The organism is Pseudomonas sp. NPDC085632 (assembly GCF_044541255.1).
Taxonomy (GTDB): Bacteria; Pseudomonadota; Gammaproteobacteria; order Pseudomonadales; family Pseudomonadaceae; genus Aquipseudomonas.
Map to the genome: position 1 here is coordinate 25006 of NZ_JBITSX010000016.1, position 24880 is coordinate 49885.

Annotated in this window: 23 protein-coding genes; 13 read left to right on the plus strand and 10 right to left on the minus strand. The window is 59.9% G+C overall.

What is annotated here, in order from left to right; all coding sequences use genetic code 11:
- Positions 1-60 precede the first annotated feature (60 nt).
- Positions 61-1245: a DUF3142 domain-containing protein gene (locus ACIF4X_RS13285; RefSeq protein WP_397482479.1), complete on the plus strand. Its 1185-nt coding sequence runs from the start codon at positions 61-63 to the stop codon at positions 1243-1245.
- The gene (locus tag ACIF4X_RS13290) at positions 1232-3370 is read left to right on the plus strand and encodes a hypothetical protein (protein WP_397482480.1); all 2139 of its coding nucleotides are present in this window, start codon (positions 1232-1234) and stop codon (positions 3368-3370) included. Before ACIF4X_RS13285 ends, ACIF4X_RS13290 begins: the two co-directional genes overlap by 14 nt.
- On the opposite strand, the gene ACIF4X_RS13295 is transcribed toward ACIF4X_RS13290, so the two are convergent.
- Positions 3367-3996 (minus strand): LysE family translocator, encoded by a 630-nt coding sequence (locus ACIF4X_RS13295; RefSeq protein ID WP_397482481.1) that lies wholly within the window; start codon positions 3994-3996, stop codon positions 3367-3369. The genes ACIF4X_RS13290 and ACIF4X_RS13295 overlap by 4 nt on opposite strands.
- A 144-nt stretch (positions 3997-4140) precedes the next feature.
- On the opposite strand from ACIF4X_RS13295, the gene ACIF4X_RS13300 reads away from it, so the two are divergent.
- A complete protein-coding gene (locus ACIF4X_RS13300) occupies positions 4141-4614 on the plus strand; it encodes an Lrp/AsnC family transcriptional regulator (protein WP_397482482.1) in 474 nt (157 codons plus the stop codon).
- Positions 4615-4743: 129 nt separating this feature from the next.
- On the opposite strand, the gene lpdA is transcribed toward ACIF4X_RS13300, so the two are convergent.
- Positions 4744-6144, minus strand: coding sequence for a dihydrolipoyl dehydrogenase (gene lpdA, locus ACIF4X_RS13305; protein WP_397482483.1), 1401 nt, complete (start codon positions 6142-6144; stop codon positions 4744-4746).
- Positions 6145-6355: 211 nt separating this feature from the next.
- On the opposite strand from lpdA, the gene hflK (ACIF4X_RS13310) reads away from it, so the two are divergent.
- The 8 genes from hflK (ACIF4X_RS13310) (at position 6356) to cfaB (ending at position 15631) form a co-directional block, all read left to right on the plus strand.
- Positions 6356-8317: a protease modulator HflK gene (gene hflK, locus ACIF4X_RS13310; RefSeq protein ID WP_397482484.1), complete on the plus strand. Its 1962-nt coding sequence runs from the start codon at positions 6356-6358 to the stop codon at positions 8315-8317.
- Positions 8314-9360 (plus strand): protease modulator HflC, encoded by a 1047-nt coding sequence (gene hflC / locus ACIF4X_RS13315; protein WP_397482485.1) that lies wholly within the window; start codon positions 8314-8316, stop codon positions 9358-9360. The genes hflK (ACIF4X_RS13310) and hflC overlap by 4 nt, the downstream gene beginning before the upstream one ends.
- Complete coding sequence (gene hflK, locus ACIF4X_RS13320) at positions 9357-10406, plus strand: protease modulator HflK (RefSeq protein WP_397482486.1); 1050 nt, start codon at positions 9357-9359, stop codon at positions 10404-10406. Before hflC ends, hflK (ACIF4X_RS13320) begins: the two co-directional genes overlap by 4 nt.
- Entirely contained in the window at positions 10403-12310 is a 1908-nt protein-coding gene (locus ACIF4X_RS13325; protein ID WP_397482487.1) for a heavy metal translocating P-type ATPase, read from the plus strand. The genes hflK (ACIF4X_RS13320) and ACIF4X_RS13325 overlap by 4 nt, the downstream gene beginning before the upstream one ends.
- A gap of 111 nt (positions 12311-12421) precedes the next feature.
- On the plus strand, positions 12422-12673 hold the full coding sequence (locus ACIF4X_RS13330) for a hypothetical protein (protein WP_397482488.1): 252 nt from the start codon (positions 12422-12424) through the stop codon (positions 12671-12673).
- 63 nt (positions 12674-12736) lie between these two features.
- Entirely contained in the window at positions 12737-13582 is an 846-nt protein-coding gene (locus tag ACIF4X_RS13335) for a DUF692 domain-containing protein (protein ID WP_397482489.1), read from the plus strand.
- The gene (locus ACIF4X_RS13340) at positions 13573-14358 is read left to right on the plus strand and encodes a putative DNA-binding domain-containing protein (protein WP_397482490.1); all 786 of its coding nucleotides are present in this window, start codon (positions 13573-13575) and stop codon (positions 14356-14358) included. The genes ACIF4X_RS13335 and ACIF4X_RS13340 overlap by 10 nt, the downstream gene beginning before the upstream one ends.
- 85 nt (positions 14359-14443) lie before the next feature.
- Positions 14444-15631, plus strand: a complete 1188-nt coding sequence (gene cfaB / locus ACIF4X_RS13345; RefSeq protein WP_397482491.1) for a C17 cyclopropane fatty acid synthase CfaB — start codon at positions 14444-14446, stop codon at positions 15629-15631.
- A gap of 34 nt (positions 15632-15665) precedes the next feature.
- On the opposite strand, the gene cls is transcribed toward cfaB, so the two are convergent.
- A complete protein-coding gene (gene cls / locus ACIF4X_RS13350) occupies positions 15666-17105 on the minus strand; it encodes a cardiolipin synthase (protein WP_397482492.1) in 1440 nt (479 codons plus the stop codon).
- A 131-nt stretch (positions 17106-17236) separates the two neighbouring features.
- Between cls and ACIF4X_RS13355 the strand changes: the two genes are divergently transcribed.
- On the plus strand, positions 17237-17755 hold the full coding sequence (locus tag ACIF4X_RS13355) for a DUF3617 domain-containing protein (protein WP_397482493.1): 519 nt from the start codon (positions 17237-17239) through the stop codon (positions 17753-17755).
- Between the two features lie 113 nt (positions 17756-17868).
- Here the strand turns inward: ACIF4X_RS13355 and ACIF4X_RS13360 are convergent, their stop codons facing one another.
- The 6 genes from ACIF4X_RS13360 to folE2 are packed head-to-tail and all read right to left on the minus strand — an operon-like array spanning position 17869 to position 23075.
- A complete protein-coding gene (locus tag ACIF4X_RS13360; RefSeq protein WP_397482494.1) occupies positions 17869-19200 on the minus strand; it encodes a dihydroorotase in 1332 nt (443 codons plus the stop codon).
- Positions 19201-19203: 3 nt separating this feature from the next.
- Positions 19204-19764 carry a carbonate dehydratase gene (locus ACIF4X_RS13365; RefSeq protein ID WP_122842141.1) on the minus strand — a complete coding sequence of 187 codons (561 nt, stop codon included), beginning with the start codon at positions 19762-19764 and terminating at the stop codon, positions 19204-19206.
- Positions 19761-20636: a metal ABC transporter substrate-binding protein gene (locus tag ACIF4X_RS13370; protein ID WP_397482495.1), complete on the minus strand. Its 876-nt coding sequence runs from the start codon at positions 20634-20636 to the stop codon at positions 19761-19763. Before ACIF4X_RS13370 ends, ACIF4X_RS13365 begins: the two co-directional genes overlap by 4 nt.
- A gap of 11 nt (positions 20637-20647) precedes the next feature.
- Positions 20648-21514 (minus strand): metal ABC transporter permease, encoded by an 867-nt coding sequence (locus tag ACIF4X_RS13375; protein WP_397482496.1) that lies wholly within the window; start codon positions 21512-21514, stop codon positions 20648-20650.
- The gene (locus tag ACIF4X_RS13380; RefSeq protein ID WP_397482497.1) at positions 21514-22182 is read right to left on the minus strand and encodes a metal ABC transporter ATP-binding protein; all 669 of its coding nucleotides are present in this window, start codon (positions 22180-22182) and stop codon (positions 21514-21516) included. The genes ACIF4X_RS13375 and ACIF4X_RS13380 overlap by 1 nt, the downstream gene beginning before the upstream one ends.
- Complete coding sequence (folE2, locus tag ACIF4X_RS13385) at positions 22179-23075, minus strand: GTP cyclohydrolase FolE2 (protein ID WP_397482498.1); 897 nt, start codon at positions 23073-23075, stop codon at positions 22179-22181. Before folE2 ends, ACIF4X_RS13380 begins: the two co-directional genes overlap by 4 nt.
- 83 nt (positions 23076-23158) lie before the next feature.
- Between folE2 and ACIF4X_RS13390 the strand changes: the two genes are divergently transcribed.
- Positions 23159-24361 (plus strand): N-acetylmuramoyl-L-alanine amidase, encoded by a 1203-nt coding sequence (locus ACIF4X_RS13390; protein ID WP_397482499.1) that lies wholly within the window; start codon positions 23159-23161, stop codon positions 24359-24361.
- On the opposite strand, the gene ACIF4X_RS13395 is transcribed toward ACIF4X_RS13390, so the two are convergent.
- On the minus strand, positions 24358-24735 hold the full coding sequence (locus ACIF4X_RS13395; RefSeq protein WP_397482500.1) for a glutamine synthetase: 378 nt from the start codon (positions 24733-24735) through the stop codon (positions 24358-24360). The genes ACIF4X_RS13390 and ACIF4X_RS13395 overlap by 4 nt on opposite strands.
- Positions 24736-24880: the final 145 nt, after the last annotated feature.

The following is a 24880-nucleotide window of genomic DNA, read 5'->3' on the forward strand; positions in this document are numbered from 1 at the left end:
TCGCCTGCGAAGGGGTTTTGTGTAACCTTGCAGCCTTGAGATGTCAGGGATCTGCAAGGTATGCGGTTTATCGTCGGTTTGTTCGCGTTGATGGTGCTTTCTGCTTGCAGGCAGCCGGACGCGCCAGCGCTGGATCAACAACTCTACATCTGGCAACGCCAATGGACGCCGGCCCATGCTGCGGCGTTGCGTGACAGTCGCTCTGACTTCTCGACGCTACGCGTGCTGGCACTGCAGGCTTTTCCGAATGCGGGGTGGAGTCGGGCGCGGATCGATTCGGCGTTGTTGAAAACCGATGGCCGTCCATTGATCGCGGTAATTCGTCTCGACGGGCAGCTCAAGGCGCTGGACCAGCAGCAAGTCACCGCGCAGATTCTCGAGGTGCTTGCCGATTGGCAGGCGCAAGGTCTGACGCTGAGTGGCGTCGAGATCGATCACGATGCGGGTAATGCACGGTTGCCGTCGTACGCAGAATTCCTCAAACATTTGCGCTCGGCATTGCCCGACGCGCTACCGCTGAGTATCACGGCGCTGCCAGCCTGGCTCGATAGCGCGCAATTGCCGACGCTCCTGCAAAGCGTCGACAGCAGCGTGCTGCAAGTGCATGCCGTCAGCGATCCGCGGCGCGGTTTATTCGATCCTGATCAAGCGTTGAAGTGGGCCAAGGCTTGGGCGCGCATCACTGACAAACCGTTCTATCTGGCGCTGCCGGCATACGGCGTTGCGCTGTTGCCCGATGATGGCGGGGCGCCGGTGGTGGAAAGCGAAGTGCAGCTGGAGCGGGCCGGGCAGCGCCGGGAGCTGCTGGCTGATCCGCTGCAACTGAGCCAGCTCGGTCTAGCATTGCGCGCAGACCCGCCGGCGCATCTGGCCGGTCTGATCTGGTTTCGCCTGCCGCTGGCCAATGATCGCCGCGCCTGGAGCCTGACCACCCTGCGCGCGGTCGCCCGTGGTGATCAACTTCACAGTCAGCTCGATGTGGCGTTCAGTGAACACAACGGTCTCTACGACATCAAACTCGACAACCCCGGCAACCTCGACAGCGCCTGGCCAGCGCGGATCACGCTGAAGGCACAAAGCTGTGAAGGCGCCGATGCGCTCGCCGGTTACTCATTGCAACAAAGCCCGGATCTGCTTACCTTCACCCGCCTGCGCGACGGCCGCTTGCCGGCGGGTGGGCAGCGCGTCATCGGTTGGGCGCGTTGCGCCAATATTGATCAAGGAGGTTCGCATGTTGACCCGTAACTGGCCCCGCCATCTGCTCTGTCTGAGCCTCTGTTTGCCACTGGGTTCGGTGCTGGCCTGCGGACCGGATTTCCCCATGCGCCTGCTCGACAATCGCGGGCAGACCCTGGCGGATCTGCCTGAGGGCAACTTCAACTTCGAACTCAGTCGCCTCGGCAAAGCCATCGCCGGGCTGAAGAGCGTCACCGCTGCAACGCACAATCCGAACGATATGTACGGCGAAGAAAATGCGGCCGTCGAGGCACGGGAGAAAGCCGAGCAGGTTGGACTGAGCCCCGAGCAGCAAGCGTTGGTCAAACAACTGCGCGGCCTGACCGATGCGCGTCAGGCCGAGGTGCAAGGCGCCAGTCTGCCGGCGGAAATCCGCTTGTACGTGGCGGGTGCGGTGGCGTTTGCCACGGGCGAACATCAACTCGCCGTCGCGTATTTCGACAGGCTGCTGGCGCTGCCGGCGGATCAGCGCGCGTTGCGCAGCACGTGGGCCGCGTACTCGCTGGGCCGCACGTGGTTTGCCATGAGCAACGAAGGCGGCGATGCGATTGAAGCGCTGGAGCAATCGCTCGCTGCGTTCCGTCAGGCCCGGCAGATGAGCATCGACGGTTTTAGCGATCCGCTGGAGTTGGGCGTTGCCAGCCTCGGTGAAGAGGCGCGGGCATTGCGCACGGCTGGCGACTGGAGCGGCGCCATCGAATTGTATGAAGCGCAGAACCTGCACGGTTCCGCCGTGGGTTACACCTCGCTCAAGCAATTGATGAACGAACTGGTGGAGTTGCCCGAGGCCGAACTCGCCGATTTGCTGCAGCACAAAGCCGTGCAGCAACTGGTTACGGCATCGCTGGTGAGCCGTCAAGGCTGGTCGTTTGGCGACGAGCCGCCGAACGAAAAGAAACTGGTCAAGCTGCTGCAAAACAGCACCCGTGGCAGTCTGGAAAACGCGGACCGTCTGGCGGCGATGAGTTATCAACAAGGCGATTACGCCGGCGCCAAGGCTTTCCTCGAGAACGCCGGTGACGGCGGACTGGCGTGGTGGCTGCGGGCTAAACTGGCGGTGCGTGACGGTGACAAGAACGCCGCTGCCGCAGCCTATTCCAAAGCCGCGCAAGCCTTCCCGCAGAGCGAAGACTGGGGTTATCGCCGTACGCCGGACTGGGCGTATGAAACGGTTCAGCCGAAATGCCGGGTCGAGGGCGAAAGCGCGATTCTTGCGTTGCAACGTGGCGAGTACCTGCAGGCTTTCGTGCAGTTGTATCGCAGCAACGGTGTCTATTGGTTCGATGCCGCAACCGTGGCCGAGCGTGTGCTGACGGCTGATGAGCTCAAACAGTACGTCGATGAAAACGTTCCGGCGCCGCCCGCATTGACTCAAGAGCAGCGCGACAACTACGTGCCGCTGCCGGTCGCCGCCAGCCTGCGCAATCTGCTCGGCCGGCGTTTGCTGCGTGAGGGGCATTACGCCGATGCGGTCGCTTATTTCGATAATCCCGACCTGCAAAACAAGGCCCGACTCTACGGCGAACAACGGCTGAAGGCCGATGCCGCATGGTGGCCGACCCAGCGCGCGAGTGCGCTGTACAACGCCGCGTGGACGGCCCGCGAGTGGGGCATGGATATTCTCGGTTACGAGATGGCGCCGGACTACGCCACGTTCGGTGGCAACTACAGCCTGGAAAGCGCTGAGCTGAAAGTCGGTCCGCTGGTGAGCGAGGCCGAAGTGCAACGTCAGGTCGCCAGTGAAGCGAAGCCGGATCAGCGCTATCACTACCGTTTTGTCGCGACCGAGCTTGCCGGACGCGCCGCTGACAACCTGCCGCACACCAGTCAGGCATTCGCTGCCGTGCTGTGCAACGCGGCCGGCTGGAACAGCAGCCTGGAAGATCAGAGCGCGCTGTATCAGCGTTACGTCAAGGAAGGCCCGTTCGTCCCGTGGGCAGTGGACTTCGGCAATCAGTGCCCGTACCCGGATTTCGAAAACGCGGACAGGCGTTACGTCACTCAGGTCACGGATGCCGTGCGTTCATCGCTGCGGCCGTACAAGTGGCCGGTGCAGATCGGCGCGATCGTGCTGTTCAGCGCTGCGGCATTGCTGCTGATCACCCGTCGCCAGCGCAAGGTCCGCAAAGGCTAAGCCTGCTGGACGAAGGTCAGGCGTATGGCGAAACCGATCAGCAGGCTGCCGAACAGCCATTGTTGTACGCGTTGGGCGGTTGGACTGTGTCGCAGCCAACGACCCAATGCGGCGCCGGTGAGGGCGTAGGCGCTGTCGAACAGCAGGCCGACGCCGACCAGCAACATGCCGAGGATGGCGAACTGGCTCAGCACCGGTGCGCCGTCATTGACGATGAACTGCGGCAGCAGCACCGAGCAGAACAGCAACGCCTTGGGATTGAGCAGATTGGTCAGCAAACCGCGACGGATCGCTTCGCGCCAATGCCCGTGGGTGTCACCCGCCTCGCCCGCATTGAGATTCGGCAGCAGGGTGCTGCGCAGGCATTGAATGCCGATCCATAACAGATACGCCGCCCCCGCCAACCGCACCACCTCGAATGTCCACGGTGCAGCCTTGAACAGCGCTGCCAGTCCCAACGCCGCCAGCGCCACATGGCAGCCGCGAGCAACGCCCAGGCCGACAGCGGTGGCCAGTGCCGCGCCGCGTCCCTGTCGCGCACCGGTTTGCAGCAGCAGGATCATGTCCGGGCCGGGCAGCAGATAGACCACCGCCAATGCCAGGAAAAACAGCCAGAGACTCGCCATGTTGCCGCCCTTTCGTTGTCGATTTGGTGCGCCAAGTCTAGGGCTGAAGGGCGGGGCAGGTGCTTGCGTAGTCAGCTTCAAAAACCTTCTGGATTGGCATAATCTGCTGGTTTTCCATTGCACGACTATCGGGATCTGCCAAACATGAAACTCGACGCCTTCGATCGCAGGATTCTCGCGGCCCTGCAACGTAACGGGCGCCTGAGCAATGTCGAACTGGCGGATGAAATCGGCCTGTCGGCCTCGCCGTGCCTGCGCCGGGTGCGGATGCTAGAGGAGGCCGGGGTGATTCGCGGTTATCAGGCCAATCTCGATCGCGATGAAGTCGGGCTGGGGCTGACGGTGTTTGTCGGGGTCAAGGTCGAACGGCACAACGATGAACAGGCCGAAGCGTTTTACACCGCGGTGACGGCATTGCCGGAGGTGATTTCCGCGTTTCTGGTGTCGGGGGAGTCGGACTTTTTGCTGCAAGTGGTGGTGCCGGATTTGCGTGCGTATGACCGTTTTCTCAGCGGCTGCCTGTTGAAACTGCCGGGGGTGAGCGATATTCGCAGCAACTTTGCGATTCATACGGTGAAGACGCCGGGGGCTTTGCCGTTGGGGCATCTTCCGCTATAGACCGAGTCGCATCCTTCGCGAGCAAGCTCGCTCCCACAGCGACCGCGCTCTTTCAGGCGTATCAAGGTCAAATGTGGGAGCGAGCTTGCTCGCGAAAGCGGCAGTCCGGTCAAAAAAGATTTCAGAACCCTACATCTGCGTCGCCATCCCCTCGACATTCATCGCCGCCTGGCGCAACGCCTCTGACCGCGTTGGATGCGGATGGCACGTCAACGCAATGTCTTCAGCCGACGCGCTGAACTCCATTGCCACACAAAACTCGCCAATCATTTCACTCACACTCGGGCCGACCAGGTGCACGCCGAGGACCTCATCGGTGCGCTCATCAGCGAGGACTTTGGCGAAACCCTCGGTCTCATGGTTGATCTTCGCCCGGCTGTTGGCGGTGAAGGGAAACTTGCCGACCTTGTAGGCACGGCCCTCGGCCTTGAGTTGTTCTTCAGTCTTGCCGACGCTGGCCAGTTCCGGCCTGGTGTAGATCACGTTGGGGATCAGGTCGTAATTGACCTCACCAGCCTTGCCATGGATCTGCTCGACGCACGCCATCGCTTCATCCTCAGCCTTGTGTGCGAGCATCGGCCCGGAGGTCACGTCGCCGATCACCCAGACCCCGGCGGCTTCGGTACGGCGCTGTTTGTTGGCGAGCATGCCGCGCTTGTCAGTGCTCAGGCCGACGTTTTCCAGACCGAGGCCCTGGGTGTACGGGCGACGACCGATCGCGACCAGCACGTAATCGGCTTCTAGCAACTCGGCCGTACCGCCAGCAGCCGGCTCGACGCTGAGTTGCACACCGTTGGCGGACGAGGTGGCGCTAGTGACTTTCGAACTCAACTTGAAGGCAATGCCCTGTTTGCTCAGTGAGCGTTGCAGGGTTTTGCCGGCCTCGCCATCGACGCCGGGGCAGATGCGGTCGAGGTATTCGACCACGGTGACCTGCGCGCCGAGGCGTCGCCAGACTGAACCCAGTTCCAGGCCGATCACCCCGGCACCAATCACCACCAAATGCTTGGGCACTTCACTCAGAGACAGCGCGCCTGTTGAGTCGAGGATGCGTTTGTTATCGATCTCGACGCCGGGCAGGGGAGTGGGCTCGGAGCCGGTGGCGATGATGATGTCCTTGGCGGTCAGCTCGACTTTACTGCCTTGAGCGTCGGTCACCGTGACTTTGCCCGGGCCGTCGATGTGGCCCCAGCCCTTGATCCAGTCAACCTTGTTCTTGCGAAACAGAAACTCGATGCCTTTGGTCAGGCCGGCCACGCTCTCGTCTTTCTGCTTCATCATTTGCGCGAGGTTCAGGGTGGGTTTGACCTCGATGCCGAGGTTGGCGAATTCGGCACCCATCGCCGCGTCGTACAGCTCCGAGGCATGCAACAGGGCTTTGGACGGCATGCAACCGACGTTCAGGCAGGTGCCGCCCAGCGTCGCACGACCTTCCACGCAAGCGGCCTTGAGGCCCAACTGGCCGGCGCGGATCGCCGCGTTATAACCCCCGGGACCGCCGCCCAGAATCACCACGTCATAGTTGCTCATGCGCTTGCTCCTGTTGGATGGATGCGGATCGCTAAAATTAGTTCTGAATAAAAATTACGAACGTAATATGTGCGTTTCGAGGCTTTTCGGTCAAGGCTTCAGGCAAGCGACAGGTTGGGCGTCTTTGAATACGCGTAATTGTGTACGAATATTTCACGCTTTTCGTTATATCGTAACGATATGAACCGCGGGCCAATGATATTGGGGTGATATGCAAGTTGATCTGGAGGTGGATGGCACGCAAGTGACCGGACTGCCGCGTTTTCAGCAGGCGGCCACGCAGGGCAGGCGACTGCGGCGTTGGGCGTTTGCCCTCGGCGGATTGGCCGGGGCAGGCTGGGTGGTGGCGTTTTTCGTCGGGCTGTTTGCGCCGCAATCATTGTGGCTGCCGCTGCTGGTTAATCAGGGCGCGGCGCTGTTGGTGTTGGTCGCCGGGCTGCAATCAGCGTGGTGGGTGACGCAATGGCGCGCGCGGGTGATGACTCCTGTTGTGCTGACGCCGATTGCCGAAGATGAACGCTCTGCGCCACAAGGGTGGTACGAGCGCCTGCTGGATCACCTCAGCCAGCGTGGTTTGCATGTGCTGGGCCAGATCGGTGCAGCAACGCTGTGGTTGGGTGGCTGGGCGTTGCTGGTGGCGCTGAGCATCGAACAGGCATGGAACCTGGCACTGCCCGCCGCCGCCGTTGGATTGTCCGCTACGGTGGGCGCGGCGTTGGCATTGCTGCTGGCGTTCGGCTTGTTGGTGCTTGAGCGACAACTAACTCAGGAAAACCCGGCGCAATGGCCGGAAGCAGGCGCGTTGGCGCAAATGACGCGCGTGGCGATCATCAGTCTGGTACTCAGCGCGCTGTGTTTGTTGTTCGCTGGCAAGAATGTCGTTTGGCCGGTTCGCGTTTGCGTATTGATCGGTATCTTGCCGGGATTGGTCGCGATCGAGTTGCTATTGCGTGCTGTTCTCTCGGTTTTCAGTCCCCACCGCGAGCAGCTTGAACCGACGCTCCTGGCGCGCAGTTTTGTCGCCGATATGCTGCGCTGGCCACCACAACCATTACTCGCGTTGCAGCATGAATTGCACAACCGCTTTGGCATCGATCTGCGTCAGATCTGGGCGTTCAGTTTCATGCGCCGAGCGTTTCTGCCGGTGTTGGCGCTTGTCGCAGCGGTGGGCTGGCTGCTCACCGGCATTCATGAAGTTCCGCTGCAGGGCCGTGGCATCTATGAGCGCTTCGGCAAACCGGTGCAGGTATTCGGACCAGGATTGCACACGGGTTTGCCGTGGCCGCTGGGGCGCGTGCTGATCGTCGAGAACGGCGTTGTGCACGAATTGGCCACCAGCGTTGGCGAGAACCCGGCGCCGCTGCAAGTCGATCCCGCCGAAGGTCCTGCGCCGATGACAGCCAACCGCTTGTGGGACGCCAGCCACGTCAACGACAAATCGCAAGTCATCGCCAGCAGCCGTGGCGATCAGCAGAGCTTCCAGATCGTCAACATGGACGTGCGCTTCGTCTATCGGATTGGCTTGACCGATCAGGCGGCGCTGGCCGCGACCTACAACAGTGCCGATGTGCCGACGTTGATTCGCAGCACGGCCAGCCGGATTCTGGTGCACGACTTTGCCTCGCGCACGCTCGACGGTTTGCTCGGTGAAGATCGGGTAGGACTGGGCGATGAGATTGGGCGCGCCGTGCAAGGCGATCTGCAACAACTTAACAGCGGCGTGGAAATTCTCGCCACGGTGGTTGAAGCCATTCATCCGCCGGCCGGCGCCGCCAATGCTTATCACGCTGTGCAAGCCGCGCAGATTGGCGCGCAGGCGTTGATCTCCCGTGAGCATGGCGCGGCGGCCGAAGCGAGCAATCAGGCGCAATTGCAGGCCAGTCTTGCTCGCGATCAGGCCAGCGCCAATGCGCGGGAAACCAGCGCCACGGCGCAGGCAGCGGATCTGAAATTCACGGCCGAGCAAAAAGCCTACGCCAGTGCCGGTCAGGCTTTCGTGCTCGAGCAATATCTCGGTCAGCTCGGCCAAGGCCTGAGTAAAGCCAAATTGCTGGTGCTCGATCATCGTCTCGGTGGCAGCAGCAATGCGCCGACCATCGATCTGCGTACTTTCACGCTGCCGGCTGACCCGTCGCCCGCGCGCAACACCGCTCAACCAGGAGTCGCCCATTGAGCCAGTCGCACACTCACGAACCGCATGATCACAGCGGCCACGATCATGGCCACGGTGGACATCACCATCATCACGGGCATCATCACCATCACCACGGTGCGCCGGAAGAGGCCGGGCCTTTCCCGTGGCGACGCATGGGCTGGGCAGTGTTGCTGGTGGCGTTCGCCATCGCGGCAGCGAGCCTGGTGCAAGTGCGCTCGGGTGAAGCCACGGTGATTACCCGCTTCGGTAATCCATCGCGGGTACTGCTTGATCCGGGTTTGAGCTGGCGTTGGCCAGCGCCGTTCGAAGCGGCGATCCCGGTGGATCTACGTCTGCGCACCACCTCCAGCGGCTTGCAGGATGTCGGTACCCGCGATGGTTTGCGCATCATCGTTCAGGCCTACGTGGCGTGGCAGGTGCAGGGTGATCCGGACAATGTGCAGCGTTTCATGCGCGCGGTGCAGAACCAGCCCGACGAAGCGGCGCGGCAGATTCGCACCTTCGTGGGCTCGGCGCTGGAAACCACGGCCAGCAGTTTTGATCTGGCGAATCTGGTGAACACCGATGCCAGTCAGGTGCATATCGCTGAATTCGAAGCGCAGTTGCGTCAGCAGATTGATCAGCAATTGCTTGCGACCTATGGCGTACGCGTTGTGCAAGTCGGCATCGAGCGTTTGACTTTGCCTTCTGTGACCCTTACCGCCACCGTCGATCGCATGCGCGCCGAGCGTGAAACAATCGCTACCGAACGTACGGCGATCGGCAAACGTGAGGCTGCGCAAATCCGTTCCGCTGCCGAACGCGATGCGCGCATTGTGCAGGCCGACGCCACCGTGAAAGCTGCAGAAATCGAAGCACAATCTCGCGTTGAGGCCGCGCAGATTTACGGTCGTGCATACGCCAGTTCGCCGCAGCTGTACAACTTGCTGCGCTCGCTGGACACGCTCGGCACCATCGTCACCCCGGACACCAAACTGATTCTGCGCACCGACGCCGCGCCATTCCGTGTGCTGGTTGACGGCCCGCCAACTCTCGACAGCAAACCCGGGTCGCAGCCATGAGTGAAGAAGTTCCACGTGGAACACATTCGCTAAACAGCCCGTGGATTCAGGCGGGTCGTTTGGCATTTCTCGCCCTGTATGCGGTGACGGTGTTGGCCGCATTGGCTTGGGCGTTTTCCAATGTGCGACAGATCGATCCGCAGAATCGTGCTGTGGTTTTGCACTTTGGTGCACTGGATCGCGTGCAGAACGCCGGGCTGTTGTTGGCATGGCCACAGCCGTTCGAACAGGTGGTTTTGTTGCCGGCCGCGGATCGGGTGATTGAGCGGCGGGTGGAAAACCTGTTGCGCAGCGATGAGGCACTCAAGGCTGATCGGGTCGCTTCCTTCGCCACACCACTCAGCGACGCCCTGGCCGGGTCTGGTTATTTATTGACCGGTGATGCCGGTGTGGTGCAACTGGATGTTCGCGTATTTTACAAAGTCACTGACCCATACGACTTTGTGTTGCAGGCCGATCACGTGCTGCCGGCGCTTGATCGATTGGTCACGCGCAGTGCCGTGGCACTGACTGCCGCCAGGGATCTGGACACTATTCTGGTCGCTCGTCCTGAATTGATCGGCGCTGACAATCAGGCGGCCGAACGACGTGAGCGATTGCGCGGTGATCTGGTGCAGGGCATCAACAAACGCTTGGCCGAGTTAAAGGCGAGCGGGCAGGGCATCGGCATCGAAGTGGCGCGAGTCGATGTGCAATCGAGTCTGCCTGACCCCGCCGTAAGTGCGTTCAACGCCGTGCTAACCGCCAGTCAGCAAGCCGATAAAGCCGTGGCCAACGCGCGCACCGACGCCGAAAAACTCACCCAGACCGCCAACGAACACGCCGACCGCACGCTGCAAGTGGCTCACGCACAGGCGGGTGAGCGCCTGGCCAAAGCCTCGGCCGACACCGCCACGGTGTCGAGTCTGGCCAAAAGTACAGACCCGCAAATGCTCCTGCGCCTTTACCGCGAGCGCATGCCGAAGATCCTCGGCCAAGCTGGATCGGTCACCACGGTCGACCCGAAAGATGATTCCCGCCTGATCATTCAGGGAGCCAGTAAATGACTGCGACGACCGCTGCACCGAGCCTGTTGTCCTCGGCCGAACAACGCCACGCTGCACGCCAGCTGACTTTGGCGATGCTTGCGTTGGGTCTTCTAGGTCTGGGTTTGATCTGGCGTTGGCGGGTGCCGGAGCAAACCGGCGTCAGTCAGTTGCTGCTCGGTTTTGCTTCTTTATTAGTTGCCGTCCCGGTGATGCGTTCGGCGTGGTACAGCCTGCGCTATCCAAGTTTGCACGGCATCACCGATCAACTGATTGCCCTGGCCATGCTCGGCGCGTGGGCGACCGGCGACTTACTGACGGCGGCGCTGCTGCCGATCATCATGATCTTCGGCCATGTGCTGGAAGAGCGCAGTGTCATCGGTTCGCAGGAAGCGATTCATGCGCTCGGCCAACTGACGCGCAGTCACGCGCGCAAGGTTCAGCCCGACGGTTCGATCATCGAAGTGGACAACGGCACGCTGAAATCCGGCGACACCGTTGAGGTACGTGCGGGTGATCGGGTGCCGGCGGATGGTCGGGTCTTGTCCGGCCAGGCCAGCCTCGACACCGCTTCGATTACCGGTGAATCAGTGCCGGTCGAGGCGGGTGCTGGCATGACGGTGTTCGGCGGCGCGATCAATCTCGATGGTTTGTTGCGCATCGAAGTGACACGTACCGGCGATGAATCGACCCTGGGTAAAGTCATCGCGCTGATGCAAAACGCCGAGCGTTCGAAACCCCCAATCACTCGTTTGCTCGAACGCTACGCCGGCAGCTATATGGTGCTGGTGTTGTTGCTGGCGGCGGTGACCTGGTTCGTCACCCACGATGCACAGGCAATGCTCGCGGTGTTGGTGGCGGCGTGTCCGTGTGCGTTGGTGTTGTCCGCGCCGGCGACGGCGATTGCCGGTGTCGCGGTGGCTGCGCGCCACGGGATTCTGATCCGCAGTTCTGCGTTTCTTGAAGAACTGGCTGACCTGACCTCGCTGGTCGTCGATAAAACCGGGACGCTGACTTACGGCACCTTGCGTTTGCAGTCGATCGACAGTTCCCACACAGACACCTCCGCGATTACCGCACTGGCCGCCAGTCTTGGTGCAGCGAGCAGTCATCCGGTCAGCCGAGCGTTGGCGGGGTTGGTCAGTCAGGATCAATCCGTGGCCCTGAGCGAGATTCACGAGCGTCAGGGCCTTGGTGTAGTCGCCATGACCGGGCAGGGCGAAGCGGCGCTCGGTCGGCCAGAATTGTTCGCGCAATTGGGCATCACCACGACAACGGTCCCCGATCACGATGGCCCCATCGCCGGGCTGGCATTGAACGGGGAATTCCTCGCCTGGCTATTGCTCGCCGACACGGTTAAACCGGAAGCCCGTTTCGCCCTCGACGAATTGCGTGAGCTGGGCCTTGGGCGACAACTGTTGCTCACTGGTGATCGGCAGAGTGTGGCGCTGTCTCTGGCTAAAGACGTCGGGTTGCAGGAAGTCGAAGCCCAGGCGTTGCCCGAGGACAAACTCAATCGCGTGCTCAAGGAAATCGACAACGGTTTCCGGCCGATGGTGGTCGGTGACGGCATCAACGATTCACTGGCACTCAAGGCCGGTGTGGTCGGCGTGGCGATGGGCGCGGGTGGCGCCGACATCGCGCTGGCCTCGGCGGATATTGTCTTGATCGGCAGCGACCTGCGCCGACTCGGCACGTGTGTGCGCCTCAGCCGTCAGTGCCGCCGAACCTTGCAGGTCAACGTGGTCATCGGTCTGGGCTGGACGCTGGCCATCGTTGTGTTTGCCGCGTTTGGCTGGCTGGGCGCCGCCGGGGCGATGATTGCTGCGCTGTTGCATAACCTCAGCACGTTGCTGGTGCTGGGCAATGCCGGACGATTGCTGCGCTTTCAAGAACCGCTGCTCAAGCTCAAAGATGATCGATGAAATTATTTTTGGGCGCGTTGTAACGCCATCGGGATAGCTCTCTCTAGTGCTATGTCGGGACTGAACAAACCGTTCAGCCGACATCCCTGACGATGACCGAGGACAACAAAAATGACTATCAAGACCGCTGCTGCTGGTGCCGCTCTCGCTTTTGCCGCTGCTACGATGTTTGCCGGTGTTTCGACTACCGCGTCGGCTGCTGATGCCAACGTTCACTGCTACGGCGTCAATGCCTGCAAAGGCCAGAACGACTGCAAGACCAAAGATCACGCCTGCAAAGGTCTGGGTACTTGCAAAGGCATGGGCTTCAAGGCAATGACTCAAGCGGCTTGCGAAAAAGCGGGTGGCAAGGTCGGCGAATAACCGACCGGCAAGTGCCGCCGCAGTGGTTCTCGCCGCTGCGGCCACTTTTAGCAGGAGTCCGACATGTCAGCTTCGCTTCCTTTCCTGGGTTACGGCCTCGGTTTACGCAGCGCGTACTATCAGCAGATCCTCGAACAGTCGCCGGACGTAGACTGGTTTGAAGTGGTCTCCGAGAATTTCATGGTGCAGGGCGGTAAGGCTCTGTACTACCTGGACGCCATCGCCGAGCGCTATCCGCTGGTGATGCACGGTGTGTCCCTGTCCATCGGCGGGCCGCATGCCCTCGATGCGGATTATCTGAAACAACTCAAGCAACTGGCCGACCGGGTCAAACCGGCATGGATTTCTGATCACCTGTGCTGGAGCCGTGGCAACGCTCACCAGTTGCACGACTTGCTGCCGCTTCCCTACACAGCAGAAAGCCTAGAATACATCGTCGGCCGTGTGGCGCAGGTTCAGGATGTATTGCAGCGACCGCTGATGTTGGAGAACGTCTCCAGCTATGTGCGCGCCGCGTCGGACGAGTTCACCGAGTGGGAATTTCTTGCGGCCTTGAGCCGAGAGAGTGGCTGCGAGTTGTTGCTCGACGTTAACAATGTCTACGTCAGTTCTCGCAATCACGGCTTCGATCCGTGGGCATTCATTCAAGGTTTGCCGGCAGAAAAAGTGCGCCAACTGCATCTGGCCGGGCATAACGATTACGGTGATTACGTCGTCGATACGCATGACCATCCGGTGAGCGATCCGGTCTGGGCGCTGTTTCAGCGCACGCTGCAACACATCGGCCCGGTGGCGACGTTGCTGGAACGCGATGATCATTTCCCGCCGTTTGAAGAACTGCTCGCCGAGCTGCACAAGGCCCGCGAGTTGGGTAACACAGTTCTGGCCGGGAGACAGCAATGCGCTTGAAGGAGTGGCAACTGGCGTTCGAATCGTTTCTGATGGATGCCGCGCCGGCCGATTGCGTCTTGGCCAATAGCCTGATCGGTGGGCCGACGCTGGACGTCGGTACGGGGCTGGCGATTTATCACAACGCTTACGCGGCTCGTTTGCTGGAAGTGCTGACCCACGACTTTCCGGCGATCCATTATTGGATGGGCGACGAAGAATTCGATCTGCTCGCCACCGCGTACATCCGCAAATACCCGTCGGCGCATTTCAGCCTGCGTTGGCTGGGCAAGGGTTTTGAAGCTTTTATCCGCGAGCATCTGGTGCCCGAGCAAAGTGCGCCGCTGGCTGAGCTGGCCGCACTGGAATGGGCGTTCACTCTGGCGTTTGATTCCCCGGCCGGCTCGCCACTGATGATCAAAGCGATGGCGGCACTGGCGCCGGAAGAGTGGCCGACCTTGCAGTTCAAACCGACGCCTTCGCTGCAATGGCTGGCGTGCGAATTCAACAGTGTCGCGATCTGGCGCTCGGTGAAAGACGAAGCGGAGTTCCCGCCCAGCGCGGCGCTCGAATCACCTCAGGTCTGCGTGATCTGGCGTAATGAGTTGGTGTGCAACTACCGCAGTCTGGACAGTGCTGAAGCGGATGCGTTGAATGGGTTGTTGAACGAAGGCTGGAGTTTCGCCGAACTGTGCGTCGAGTTAGCAGTCACTTATGGTGAGGGCGCGCCACTTCAAGCCGTTACCTGGTTGAAACAGTGGATTCAGGAAGGTTTGCTGGAGCGTCTGCAGCGATAGATCAGGCTAATCGAATCGATAGCCTGCTATTTTTCCGGGATAGTCTACCCTCAGATTTGACGTCTGAAACAAGGGGGGATTTTCCATGCTCGCGCAACTTCCACCGGCCTTACAGAATCTGCAGCTTCCGCTTCGCTTGCGACTCTGGGATGGCCATGAGTTTAATCTGGGGCCGTCGCCCAGCGTCACCATCGTGGTCAAGGACCCGCAGATGGTCACCCAGTTCACCCATCCAAGCCTCGATGCGCTCGGAGCGGCCTTCGTTGAAGGCAAACTTGAACTGGAGGGCTCGATCAGCGAGGTCATCCGGGTCTGCGACGAATTAAGCAACGCTTTGCTCGGCGAAGATGACGACAGTCAGCCAGTGCGCTCAGTGCACGACAAGGAAACCGACGCCAAAGCCATCTCCTATCACTACGACCTGTCCAATGCGTTCTACCAGCTCTGGCTGGACAGCGACATGGCGTATTCCTGCGCGTATTTCGAAACGGGCAGCGAAACCCTTGAGCAGGCGCAACAAGCCAAATTCCGACATTTATGCCGCAAACTGCGCTTGCAGCCAGGCGACTACCTGCTGGATGTCGGTTGCGGCTGGGGTGGGCTGGCACGGTATGCCGCACGGGAGTTCGGCGCCAAAGTCTTCGGCATTACCCTGAGCAAGGAACAGCTGGAACTGGCGCGTGAGCGGGTCCAGGCCGAAGGCCTGGAAGACCAGATCGAACTGCAGTTGCTCGACTATCGCGATCTGCCTCAGGACGGGCGTTTCGACAAGGTGGTCAGCGTCGGGATGTTCGAGCACGTTGGCCACGCCAATCTCGCCGAGTACTGCAAAACCCTGTTCGGTGCGGTGAAGGAGGGCGGCTTGGTGATGAACCATGGCATCACCGCCAAATACACCGATGGTCGTCCGGTGGGACGCGGTGCCGGGGATTTCATCGAGAAATACGTATTCCCCAACGGCGAGTTGCCGCACCTTGCGATGATCTCGGCCGAGATCAGCGAAGCGGGGCTGGAGATTGTCGACGTCGAAAGCTTGCGCCTGCATTACGCGCGCACGCTGGATCACTGGAGCGAGCGGCTGGAGGATAACCTTGAAACCGCAGGCAAACTGGTGCCGGATCAGGCGCTGCGCATCTGGCGTCTGTACCTGGCCGGCTGTGCTTATGCGTTTGCGCGCGGATGGATCAATCTGCACCAGATCCTCGCGGTGAAGGCGCATCCGGATGGCAGCCATGAACTGCCCTGGACGCGCGACGATATCTACAACCCTTGAACTCGTGCAGCCCTTACCTTATCGGAGAGGGCTCTCAGAGAATCGGCGAAATCAGCCGGGCGATCCGCATGCCGACTTGTTGCAGGCGGTGGATTTCCCGGCTCTCTTCTTTGGCAATTTCGTAGGCTTGCTTGAAATCTGCGATGAGCATGTTCTCCACACTGGCGGCGAAGTCACTATCGACGGTCAGCAGCATCACTTCGAAATTCAACCGGAACGAACGGTTGTCCAGATTGGCGCTGCCGATGGCGCTGATCTCGCTGTCGATCAACACCACTTTCTGATGCAGGAAACCGGGCTCGTAGCGGAACACTCGCACGCCGGCACGCACGGCCTCAAATGCGTAGAGACTGGAAGCGGCGTAAACGATGCGATGATCGGGACGCGACGGCAGCAGGAGTCGCACATCGACACCGCGTAAGACCGCCAACCTTAATGCGGCAAATACAGCCTCGTCGGGAATGAAGTAAGGGCTGGTGATCCACACGCGTTCGGTGGCCGCATGGATGGCTTCGACAAAGAACAGCGAGCAGGTTTCGTAAGCATCGGCCGGACCGCTGGCGAGCAGTTGGCAAAGTACGCCGTCGTCCGGATATTCATCCGGCAGTATCAGCGGAGGCAATGTTCGCGCCGCCCAGAACCAGTCCTCGGCAAAGGATTCCTGCATGCACGCGACCACCGGGCCGCGCACCTTCACATGGGTATCGCGCCACGGTGCCAGCGGTGGTTTCTCGCCCATGTATTCATCGCCGACGTTATGCCCGCCGACAAAGCCGACCACGCCGTCGACCACGACGATCTTGCGGTGGTTACGGAAGTTGACCTGAAAGCGATTGAGCCAGCCGCTGCGCGTGGCGAAGGCTTTGACCTCAACGCCGCCATCACGTAACGCTTGCACATAACTGTGAGGCAGGGCATGGCTACCAATACGGTCGTAGAGAAGATGAATCGCCACGCCTTCGGCGGCTTTCTTCAGCAGCAGGTCGCGCAGACGTTGGCCGAGCCGATCATCGTGAATGATGAAAAACTGGATCAGCACCGCTTCTTTCGCCTGATCGATGGCCTGGAAAATCGCCTCGAAGGTGGCCGTGCCGTTTACCAGCAATTGCACTTCGTTGTTCGCCAGGCACGGCATACGTCCCAGTTTGGGCATCGCGCGTAACGACGCGTAGGCATTCGAGGCGCGTGCGGTCAGTGCTTCCTCCACCCACGGGCGCCAGTTCAACTCGGAGATGGCCTGACGCATCTGTTCGTTGGCCTGACGCCGCGCCTTGATGTAACCATCAAACGTGCTGCGGCCGAACACCAGATACGGAATAAGCGTGAGATAGGGAATGAAGATCAGCGACAATGCCCAGGCGATCGAGCCTTGAGCCGTGCGCACGGTGAGCACCGCGTGAACGGCGGCGATCAAGCCGAGGGTGTGTATCAGAGCGATCAGATAACCGAAAATGTGCGGTCCAAAATAATCCATGGGGCAGCCTTGCTCCGGAAGATTCAATGCTTAACAGACCATGTTCTGTCGCGAATGTCGCTATTTAATTGGTGCATGAACCGAAGCAATCGGCCGACGTCTAACGGCCACTACTGATCAGGAGTTTTTCGATGAACGTTCGTCTGCTGGGTTTGGCGCTGGGACTGGGTTTGGCATTGCCGGTGGTTGCGCAGGCGCAGATGCTGCAGCCAGGGCTGTGGGAAATGACATCGAGCAACGTCAAGGTCGATGACCAGCCGATGGATGTGCAATCGATCCTCGGCCAGTTGCAAGGCCAGATGACCCCGCAACAGCGTGCGGCGCTGGAAAAAAACGGGATCAATATCGGCGGCAAGGGTATCCGGGCCTGCCTGACGCCGGAGCAAGTGGCGACCAACGATATCCCTTTGGCCGACCCGCAATCAGGCTGTAAACAACAGATCACCGAGCGCACTGGCAACCAGTGGAAATTCCGTTTCAGTTGCCCGAAAGCGCAGGGCACCGGGGTGGCGACGTTCCTCAGTGATCGTGAGTTCACCACCGTGGCCAACGGCACGTTCAACGCGATCGGAATCAACCAGAAGGGTAGTCTGGAAACCCGTGCGGTGTGGCTGGGCCAAGATTGCGGCGCCGTTAAACCCCGCGGTTAATGCGACCCCTGTAGGAGCTGCGGCACGCTGCGATCTTTTGATCTTGATTGTCAAAAACAAGATCAAAAGATCGCAGCCTCGTTGCACTCGTCAGCTCCTACGGGGTTTTTGAATCAGCGCATGAATCGTAGCGCCAGACCCCGACACCCCTCGTTCACCCGTCCCTCCCGCCACGCAATCTGCCCTGACACAATCGTCGCATTAACCCGATGCCGAAAGCTGCGCCCGGCAAACGGCGACCATCCGCACTGCGACAGAATCGGCTGCCGATCGACCTCCAGCGCTTGCGCTTCAACCAATACCAGATCCGCCCAATAGCCTTCACGCAGATAACCCCGATCCGGGATCGCAAACAGATCCGCGACGCGATGGCTGGTCTTCGCCACCAGGTTTGTGATCGGCAAAACCCCATCCGCCACCAGCTCCATCAGCGCCGGCAACGCATGTTGCACCAGTGGCAATCCCGACGGCGCCTGCGCGTAAGGCCGCTGCTTTTCTCCCCAGGTATGCGGCGCATGATCGCTGCCAATGACGTCCAGCCGATTGCTGTTCAATGCGTCGCGCAAAGCATCACGATCGCTTTGACTCTTGATCGCCGGGTTGCACTTGATCAGGTTGCCGAGGTTTGGATAGTCGCGATCATCGAACAACAAATGATGCAGACACACTTCAGCGGTGATGCGCTTCTGCGCCAGCGGTTTGTCCTCGAACAACGCCAGTTCACGCGCCGTGGTCAGGTGCAATACATGCAGACGTGTGCCGTGACGTTTGGCTAACTCGACCGCCAGTGAGGAGGAGCGATAACACGCCTCGGCATTGCGGATGAGCGGATGAGCACCGGGCGGGATTCGTTCGCCGAACAGCTCGCGCAGATTGGCCGCATTCGCGTCGATACTCGGGGTGTGTTCGCAGTGGGCCAACAGGATGGTCGGCACCTCGGCGAACAGTCGCTCAAGGATTTGCGGATCATCCACCAACATATTGCCGGTGGTCGCGCCCATGAACACTTTTACCCCTGCCACTTCACAGGGATTGAGAGCCGCAACCGTGGCGAGGTTGTCCTGACTCACACCAAAGTGAAAGCCGTAATTGGCTACCGAACCGAGCGCCGCCCGGCGCTTTTTATCCGCCAGGGCTTCGAGGGTGAGGGTGGCCGGGTTTGTGTTGGGCATGTCCATGAAGCTGGTGATGCCACCGGCCACCGCTGCGCGTGACTCGGTGTGGATGCTGCCCTTGGCCGGCGCACCCGGTTCGCGGAAATGCACTTGGTCATCGATCATCCCCGGCAGTAACCATTGACCGTTGGCGTCGATTTCTACCGTGGCGTTTTCACCTTCAATGCCTCGCGCAATCTTGACGATACGTCCATTGCTTACCAACAGATCTGCGTCGAACTCACGCCCCTCGTTAACCAGTCTGGCATTGCGAATCAGCACGCTGCTCATGGTTCAGAACTCGTTCTGCAAGGCTTTGTAGCCGCGCACCAGATCGACGTTGGTGCGTGCCACGTCTTCGGAAAACTCCGAGGCGCTGACACTTACAGGAGGGAACAACGACAGATCTGTATTCGGGCCGATGCGAGTAGTGGAGGGTACATAGAAGGCGTCCGGCAGATCCCGGCCGTCGACCACCGAGTTGTGCCGTACCACGCAGCCGTTGCCGACCACACAGTTGAACAACACGCTGTTGAAACCGATGAACACGCGGTCGCCGACCACGCACGGTCCATGCACGATCGAACGGTGGGCGATGGAACTGAACTCGCCAATAGTGACTGCGGCACCGGATTTGGAATGGATGACCACGCCGTCCTGGATGTTCGAGTTGGCACCGATGGTGATCGGTTCCATTTCGCCCGAGGCATCCACTTCGTCGGCGCGGATCACTGCGTAGGGGCCGACGAACACGTTCTCGCCGATCACCACTTTGCCGCAGATGATTGCGGTCTTGTCGACGTAGGCGGACTCGGCAATTTGTGGCAAATCACCTGATGGATTCTTGCGGATCATGGTTGGCTCAGCGCGTCGTAAAGGGTGTTGAGGTTGTATTCGAACAGACCGGTGAAGGTGCTGGCCGGACCGCTGGCAGCGAGGGCATCCGAGTACAGCGTGCCGCCAATGTGCGCGCCGCTTTCGTCGGCGATCTGTTTGAGCAGGCGTGCGTCCTTGATGTTTTCCATGAACACCGCTTTGACGTGGGCCTGACGGATCTGGGTAATCAGTGCAGCAACTTCGGCGGCCGAGGGTTCCCGTTCGGTGGACAAACCTTGCGGCGCCATGAAGTCGATGCCGTACGCCTGGCCGAGATAACCGAAGGCATCATGGCTGGTGACGATCTTGCGGTTGCCCGGCGGCAGCGCACCGAGCTTTGTTTTGGCTTCGGTGAGCAGGGCGTAGATCTGCTTCAGGTAAGTTTTGCTGTTGCGTTCGTAGTCGGCTTTGTTCGTGGGATCCGCAGTGATCAGCGCCTTGCGGATATTGGCGACATACAACTCGGCGTTCGCCAGATTGTGCCAGGCGTGCGGGTCGGGAACGGTTTCGCCGTCTTCATCCAGGAAGCGCGGAATCACGCCATGACTGGCACTGACCACGGTGGCTTTGGTCTCGGTGCTGGTTACCAGTCGGTCCAGCCAAGGCTCGAAACCGAGGCCGTTCTTGATGATCAGTTTGGCGCTGAGCAATGCTTTGGCATCGTCCGGTGTCGGCTCGTAGGTGTGCGCGTCGGCGTCCGGGCCGACCATGTTGATGATCTGGATATGCTCGCCGCCGACCTGATGAACCATGTCGTCGAGAATGCTGAAGCTGGTGACCACGGGCAGTTTTTCCGCCGCCGACAAGGACATCGACAGCATCAGGCTGAGCAACACGAGTAGAGCGCGCATCGGGAAACACCTCATTGGGATGTGAGCAAAGGCGGGCGGCGCAACAAACCGTGAACCGGCCCGAACACCACGGACAGCAGATAGCCGAGGCCGGCGACCAGCACGATGGCCGGGCCGCTGGGTAGCGAGTAGTAGAACGACAGCAGCAAGCCGAACCACACCGAGAGGCAGCCGATGATCGCCGCGATGGTTATCAGGATCGGCAGTCGGCGGCTCCAGAATCGCGAGGCGGCGGCGGGGAGCATCATCAGTCCGACTACCATCAGGGCGCCGATGGCCTGGAAGCCAATCACCAGATTGAGTACGACCAGCGTCAGAAAGAGGCCGTGGGCGAGTGGACCGAGGCGGCTCACGGTTCTCAAGAACAACGGGTCGAGGGTGTCGAGCAACAGTGGTTTGTAGATCAGGGCCATGGCGATCAGGCTGAAAGCCGAGACCCACACCATGCCGGTGAGGGTCGGGCTGTCGACGGCCAATGCTGAACCAAACAGTAAGTGAAGCAGGTCGAGACGTTTGCCGGCGATGCCGAGAATCAGCACGCCGCAGGCAAGGGAGATTGGGTAGATGGCGGCGAGGCTGGCGTCTTCACGCAGGCCGGTGCGGCGGGTGATCCAGGCGGCGAGGCCGGCCATGCTCAGACCGGCGCCGAGGCCTCCGAGTGTGAGTGCGGGCAGACTCAATCCGGCAAACCAGAAACCCAATGCCGCGCCGGGGAGGATGCCGTGGGCCACTGCGTCACCGATCAGGCTCATCCGTCTCAGGATCAAAAAGACACCGAGTGGCGCGGTGCTGCATGCCAATACCAAGCCGCCGAGCAGGGCACGGCGCATGAATACAAACTCGTTGAACGGCTGCCAGAAGTGGGTGACGGCGAGCATCAGGCCACCTGCGTGTGACGTGTTTGCTGGATCAGCTCGACGCTCGCGCCGAACACACACTGGCTATTTTTGATCAGCAAAGTTTGCGGTATGTGTTGGCGCACGGCGGCAAGGTCGTGGCACACCACGACCAATGTTCGACCTTCGCTATGCCATGCATGGATATGCTGCCAGAGCAGTTGTTGACCGAGTTCATCGAGTGCGGCGTGGGGTTCGTCTAGCAATAGCACCGGGGCGTCAGTCAGGCTCAAACGGGCGAGTAGGGCGCGCTGCAATTCGCCACCGGACAAGGCCATGAGTGGGCGTTGTTCGAGCCCGCTCAGATGCCAGTTTTCGAGTGCGTCTTTCAAGCGCCGTGTTCGCAGCTGGGTTGAGAGTCGCCGCCCCCAGAAACCGGCGGCGATCAGTTCTTCAAGACTGATGGGAAATTGCCGGTCGAGATGCTGTTGTTGGGGCAAGAACGACAATCCGCTCTGGCGTGGAACACTCAGGCTGACTCTTCCTGCCAAGGGCTTTTGCAGCCCGGCGATGACTTTCAGCAGACTGCTCTTGCCACAGCCGTTGGCGCCGATGATCGCGGTCAGGCTGCCGCTGTCGAGTTCAAGACTCAGGGGCGCGGCCAGTGGTTGGCCGGGTGCGCCCCAACTCAGGGATTGGCAACGGATCATGCTTGTTCACGCTGCCAATGGCTTTCGGCGACAGCATCGTGGGCGTGCAGGCTTTCGGCGTGGATTACTCGCAGATGGAATGCGCTGACTCCCGGGGTGCGCCGCAATGCCAGATTTAGACGGCGCGCCGCGTCTTCACAGAACATCAGGTTCTGGCCGTTGGCGAGGGCGAAGGCTTGTTCGTCTGCGCGTTTTACTGCGGTTTGTACGGCGGTGCCAAGGGCTGCTTCGGCGTCATTGATGATCGCACTCAGGGGGAACTCATCAATGAACTCATCGAGGTGTAGATGCAGTTGGGCGGTACTGCGTTGGCTGTGAGGTGTGGCGACGATGCCTTGGCTCGAGCCGAGCCAGGCCAGAACGTCTGCATGCTGAAGAGCTTTATTGGCGAAGTCGTCGATGAATTGTTGCTGGATCAACTGCCGGGCCAGGGCAGCGGAGCACGGGCAAGTCGACGAATAAGGCACTTCAATTTTGAGTTCCACGTGGAACATCGTGTTTTTCAGGCTGGCCAAAATCGTCACCGGATAGGATTTCCAGCCGGCCAGTGGACTGATCAGCGCGGGGCGTTTCAGCAGTAATTCGGTGTGAATGTTCAGGTAGGCTCGGCTGGATAGACCTTCGTGGCTCTGCAGAAATCGTTTGAGTATCTGGTGTAGAAGAGCCGGTGTCAGGCGTTCCTGTTCGAGCGCTTCCAGAGCCATATACAGCCGCGACATGTGAATCCCACGTGCTTCGCCGTCATCCAGACTCACTCCTGCGTCAGCCTTGGCACTCATACTTTGGCCTTCCAACGAAACAGGCAATGCGATGCCATGCATGCCCACCCATTCGAGGGGCAAAACTTGGCGAGTGGCCTGCGCGGCGATATCCGGGAGTGAAAGCGAATTCATGTTCGGGACCATCTGTTGATTGACTTGGATGTTACATTATAACAATTCAAATCACGATGTCTTTTTCATGAACGGGTTTTCATATGCACAGACGGCAGGTGCTCAATCTGATTTTGGCCAGCGCTACGTTGGTTTTGCCCCTCAGCGTGTCGGCTGCGCAAATTCGTCAGGCACGACTTTGGCGATCTGAGGACAAAGTGCGGTTGGTGTTCGATTTGAGTGGGCCGGTCAGCTATAAGACCTTCACGCTCAGTTCGCCTGAACGGCTAATCATTGATGTGAGTGGGGCTCGCTTGAGCGGAGATTTCAGTCAGTTGGCGCTGGATGGCTCGGTCATACAGTCAATCCGATCGGGGCCTTTTGGTCTGGGTGATACGCGGATTGTTCTTGATCTGAGCAATCCGGTGCTGCTGAGCAGTTTCCTTTTGGCGCCGCAGGATGGGCAAAGTCATCGCTTGGTGTTGGATTTGATCAGCGCGAATCCAACGCCAATAGCCCCAAAGGTTCCACGTGAAACACCGCAGATTAGCGCTCATCCGAAGCGCGACATCATCGTAGTCGTTGATCCGGGACATGGCGGCAAGGATCCCGGCGCGGTTGGCGCCAAGGGCGAACGGGAAAAAGATGTAGTGCTTTCCATCGCGCAGTTGCTCGCTAAACGCCTGAAAAAAGAGAAAGGCTTTGACGTAAAACTGGTGCGCAATGACGACTTTTTCGTTCCGTTGCGCAAGCGTGTGGAGATCGCCAGGCAGCACAAGGCCGACATGTTTATTTCGGTGCATGCCGACGCGGCACCGCGCCTGACCGCTTCTGGCGCGTCTGTGTATTGCTTGTCTGAAGGTGGCGCAACTTCTGCGACTGCGCGCTTCATGGCGCAGCGAGAGAACGGCGCGGACCTGCTCGGTGCGACAAGTCTGCTCAATTTGAAGGACAAGGATCCGATGCTCGCCGGGGTGATTCTCGACATGTCGATGACCGCGACAATCGCTGCCAGCTTGCAGCTCGGCAGCACGGTGCTGAGCAGTCTTGCCGGTATCACCACTCTGCACCAGAAGCGTGTGGAGCAAGCTGGTTTTGCAGTACTGAAATCACCCGATGTGCCTTCAATTCTGGTGGAAACCGGCTTCATTTCCAATGTGCGCGACAGTCAGCGTCTGGTCACCGCTCGGCATCAGCAAGCCGTGGCAGAGGGGTTGTTTAAAGGATTGCAGCACTACTTTGAAAAGAATGCTCCCGTTGATAGCTACCTTGCCTGGCAGCAAGAGCAGCAAAAGGCGCAGGTCTAACAGCCGGTAATCCGGCTGCAGGTGAACTTTGCACTGCTGCCGCCTGAGCTGGAGAAGCGATTGATCGTTGTCCAGCCGACGCGTCGTGTGTAGCCCACCCACGCTTCGCCATCAGAGGCGATGCCGGTGAAGAACGTCAGTTGGCCGAAACGGCTGTTGGTTTGCGCCCAATAACGCTGGCCAACCTTTTCAAACCCTCGCAGATAAAGCGTGTTGCCGACAGTGTTGACGCTATAGGCGTTGCCGTCGGCATCCACGCACGCGAGCAGGTTGGCGCTGCGCGTGCAACTGGCGAGCGCTGGCAATTGGGCGCAAGCGTTTCCGGCCACTAATAACCCAAGGCTCAACATCGAGCATTTCAGCGCACTTTTCATTGGATTTCCAGGCTCGGGATGGGTACAGCTTCGGACTCTTTGTCGATCAAGACAAGAGAAGGCTGGTTTCTTCATGTTGTTATACTATAACATTAATCGGAATTTAGCCTGGGCAGGCCGATTTCAAAGCGTTTGTTTTCTACGT

Bases quoted from the DNA above. Each gene is read 5' to 3' on its own strand.
- ACIF4X_RS13285 (WP_397482479.1), top strand. From the start codon at position 61: ATGCGGTTTATCGTCGGTTTGTTCGCGTTGATGGTGCTTTCTGCTTGC.
- ACIF4X_RS13290 (WP_397482480.1), top strand. From the start codon at position 1,232: ATGTTGACCCGTAACTGGCCCCGCCATCTGCTCTGTCTGAGCCTCTGT.
- ACIF4X_RS13295 (WP_397482481.1), bottom strand. From the start codon at position 3,996: ATGGCGAGTCTCTGGCTGTTTTTCCTGGCATTGGCGGTGGTCTATCTG.
- ACIF4X_RS13300 (WP_397482482.1), top strand. From the start codon at position 4,141: ATGAAACTCGACGCCTTCGATCGCAGGATTCTCGCGGCCCTGCAACGT.
- lpdA (WP_397482483.1), bottom strand. From the start codon at position 6,144: ATGAGCAACTATGACGTGGTGATTCTGGGCGGCGGTCCCGGGGGTTAT.
- hflK (WP_397482484.1), top strand. From the start codon at position 6,356: ATGCAAGTTGATCTGGAGGTGGATGGCACGCAAGTGACCGGACTGCCG.
- hflK (WP_397482486.1), top strand. From the start codon at position 9,357: ATGAGTGAAGAAGTTCCACGTGGAACACATTCGCTAAACAGCCCGTGG.
- ACIF4X_RS13325 (WP_397482487.1), top strand. From the start codon at position 10,403: ATGACTGCGACGACCGCTGCACCGAGCCTGTTGTCCTCGGCCGAACAA.
- ACIF4X_RS13330 (WP_397482488.1), top strand. From the start codon at position 12,422: ATGACTATCAAGACCGCTGCTGCTGGTGCCGCTCTCGCTTTTGCCGCT.
- ACIF4X_RS13335 (WP_397482489.1), top strand. From the start codon at position 12,737: ATGTCAGCTTCGCTTCCTTTCCTGGGTTACGGCCTCGGTTTACGCAGC.
- ACIF4X_RS13340 (WP_397482490.1), top strand. From the start codon at position 13,573: ATGCGCTTGAAGGAGTGGCAACTGGCGTTCGAATCGTTTCTGATGGAT.
- cfaB (WP_397482491.1), top strand. From the start codon at position 14,444: ATGCTCGCGCAACTTCCACCGGCCTTACAGAATCTGCAGCTTCCGCTT.
- cls (WP_397482492.1), bottom strand. From the start codon at position 17,105: ATGGATTATTTTGGACCGCACATTTTCGGTTATCTGATCGCTCTGATA.
- ACIF4X_RS13355 (WP_397482493.1), top strand. From the start codon at position 17,237: ATGAACGTTCGTCTGCTGGGTTTGGCGCTGGGACTGGGTTTGGCATTG.
- ACIF4X_RS13360 (WP_397482494.1), bottom strand. From the start codon at position 19,200: ATGAGCAGCGTGCTGATTCGCAATGCCAGACTGGTTAACGAGGGGCGT.
- ACIF4X_RS13365 (WP_122842141.1), bottom strand. From the start codon at position 19,764: ATGATCCGCAAGAATCCATCAGGTGATTTGCCACAAATTGCCGAGTCC.
- ACIF4X_RS13370 (WP_397482495.1), bottom strand. From the start codon at position 20,636: ATGCGCGCTCTACTCGTGTTGCTCAGCCTGATGCTGTCGATGTCCTTG.
- ACIF4X_RS13375 (WP_397482496.1), bottom strand. From the start codon at position 21,514: ATGCTCGCCGTCACCCACTTCTGGCAGCCGTTCAACGAGTTTGTATTC.
- ACIF4X_RS13380 (WP_397482497.1), bottom strand. From the start codon at position 22,182: ATGATCCGTTGCCAATCCCTGAGTTGGGGCGCACCCGGCCAACCACTG.
- folE2 (WP_397482498.1), bottom strand. From the start codon at position 23,075: ATGAATTCGCTTTCACTCCCGGATATCGCCGCGCAGGCCACTCGCCAA.
- ACIF4X_RS13390 (WP_397482499.1), top strand. From the start codon at position 23,159: ATGCACAGACGGCAGGTGCTCAATCTGATTTTGGCCAGCGCTACGTTG.
- ACIF4X_RS13395 (WP_397482500.1), bottom strand. From the start codon at position 24,735: ATGAAAAGTGCGCTGAAATGCTCGATGTTGAGCCTTGGGTTATTAGTG.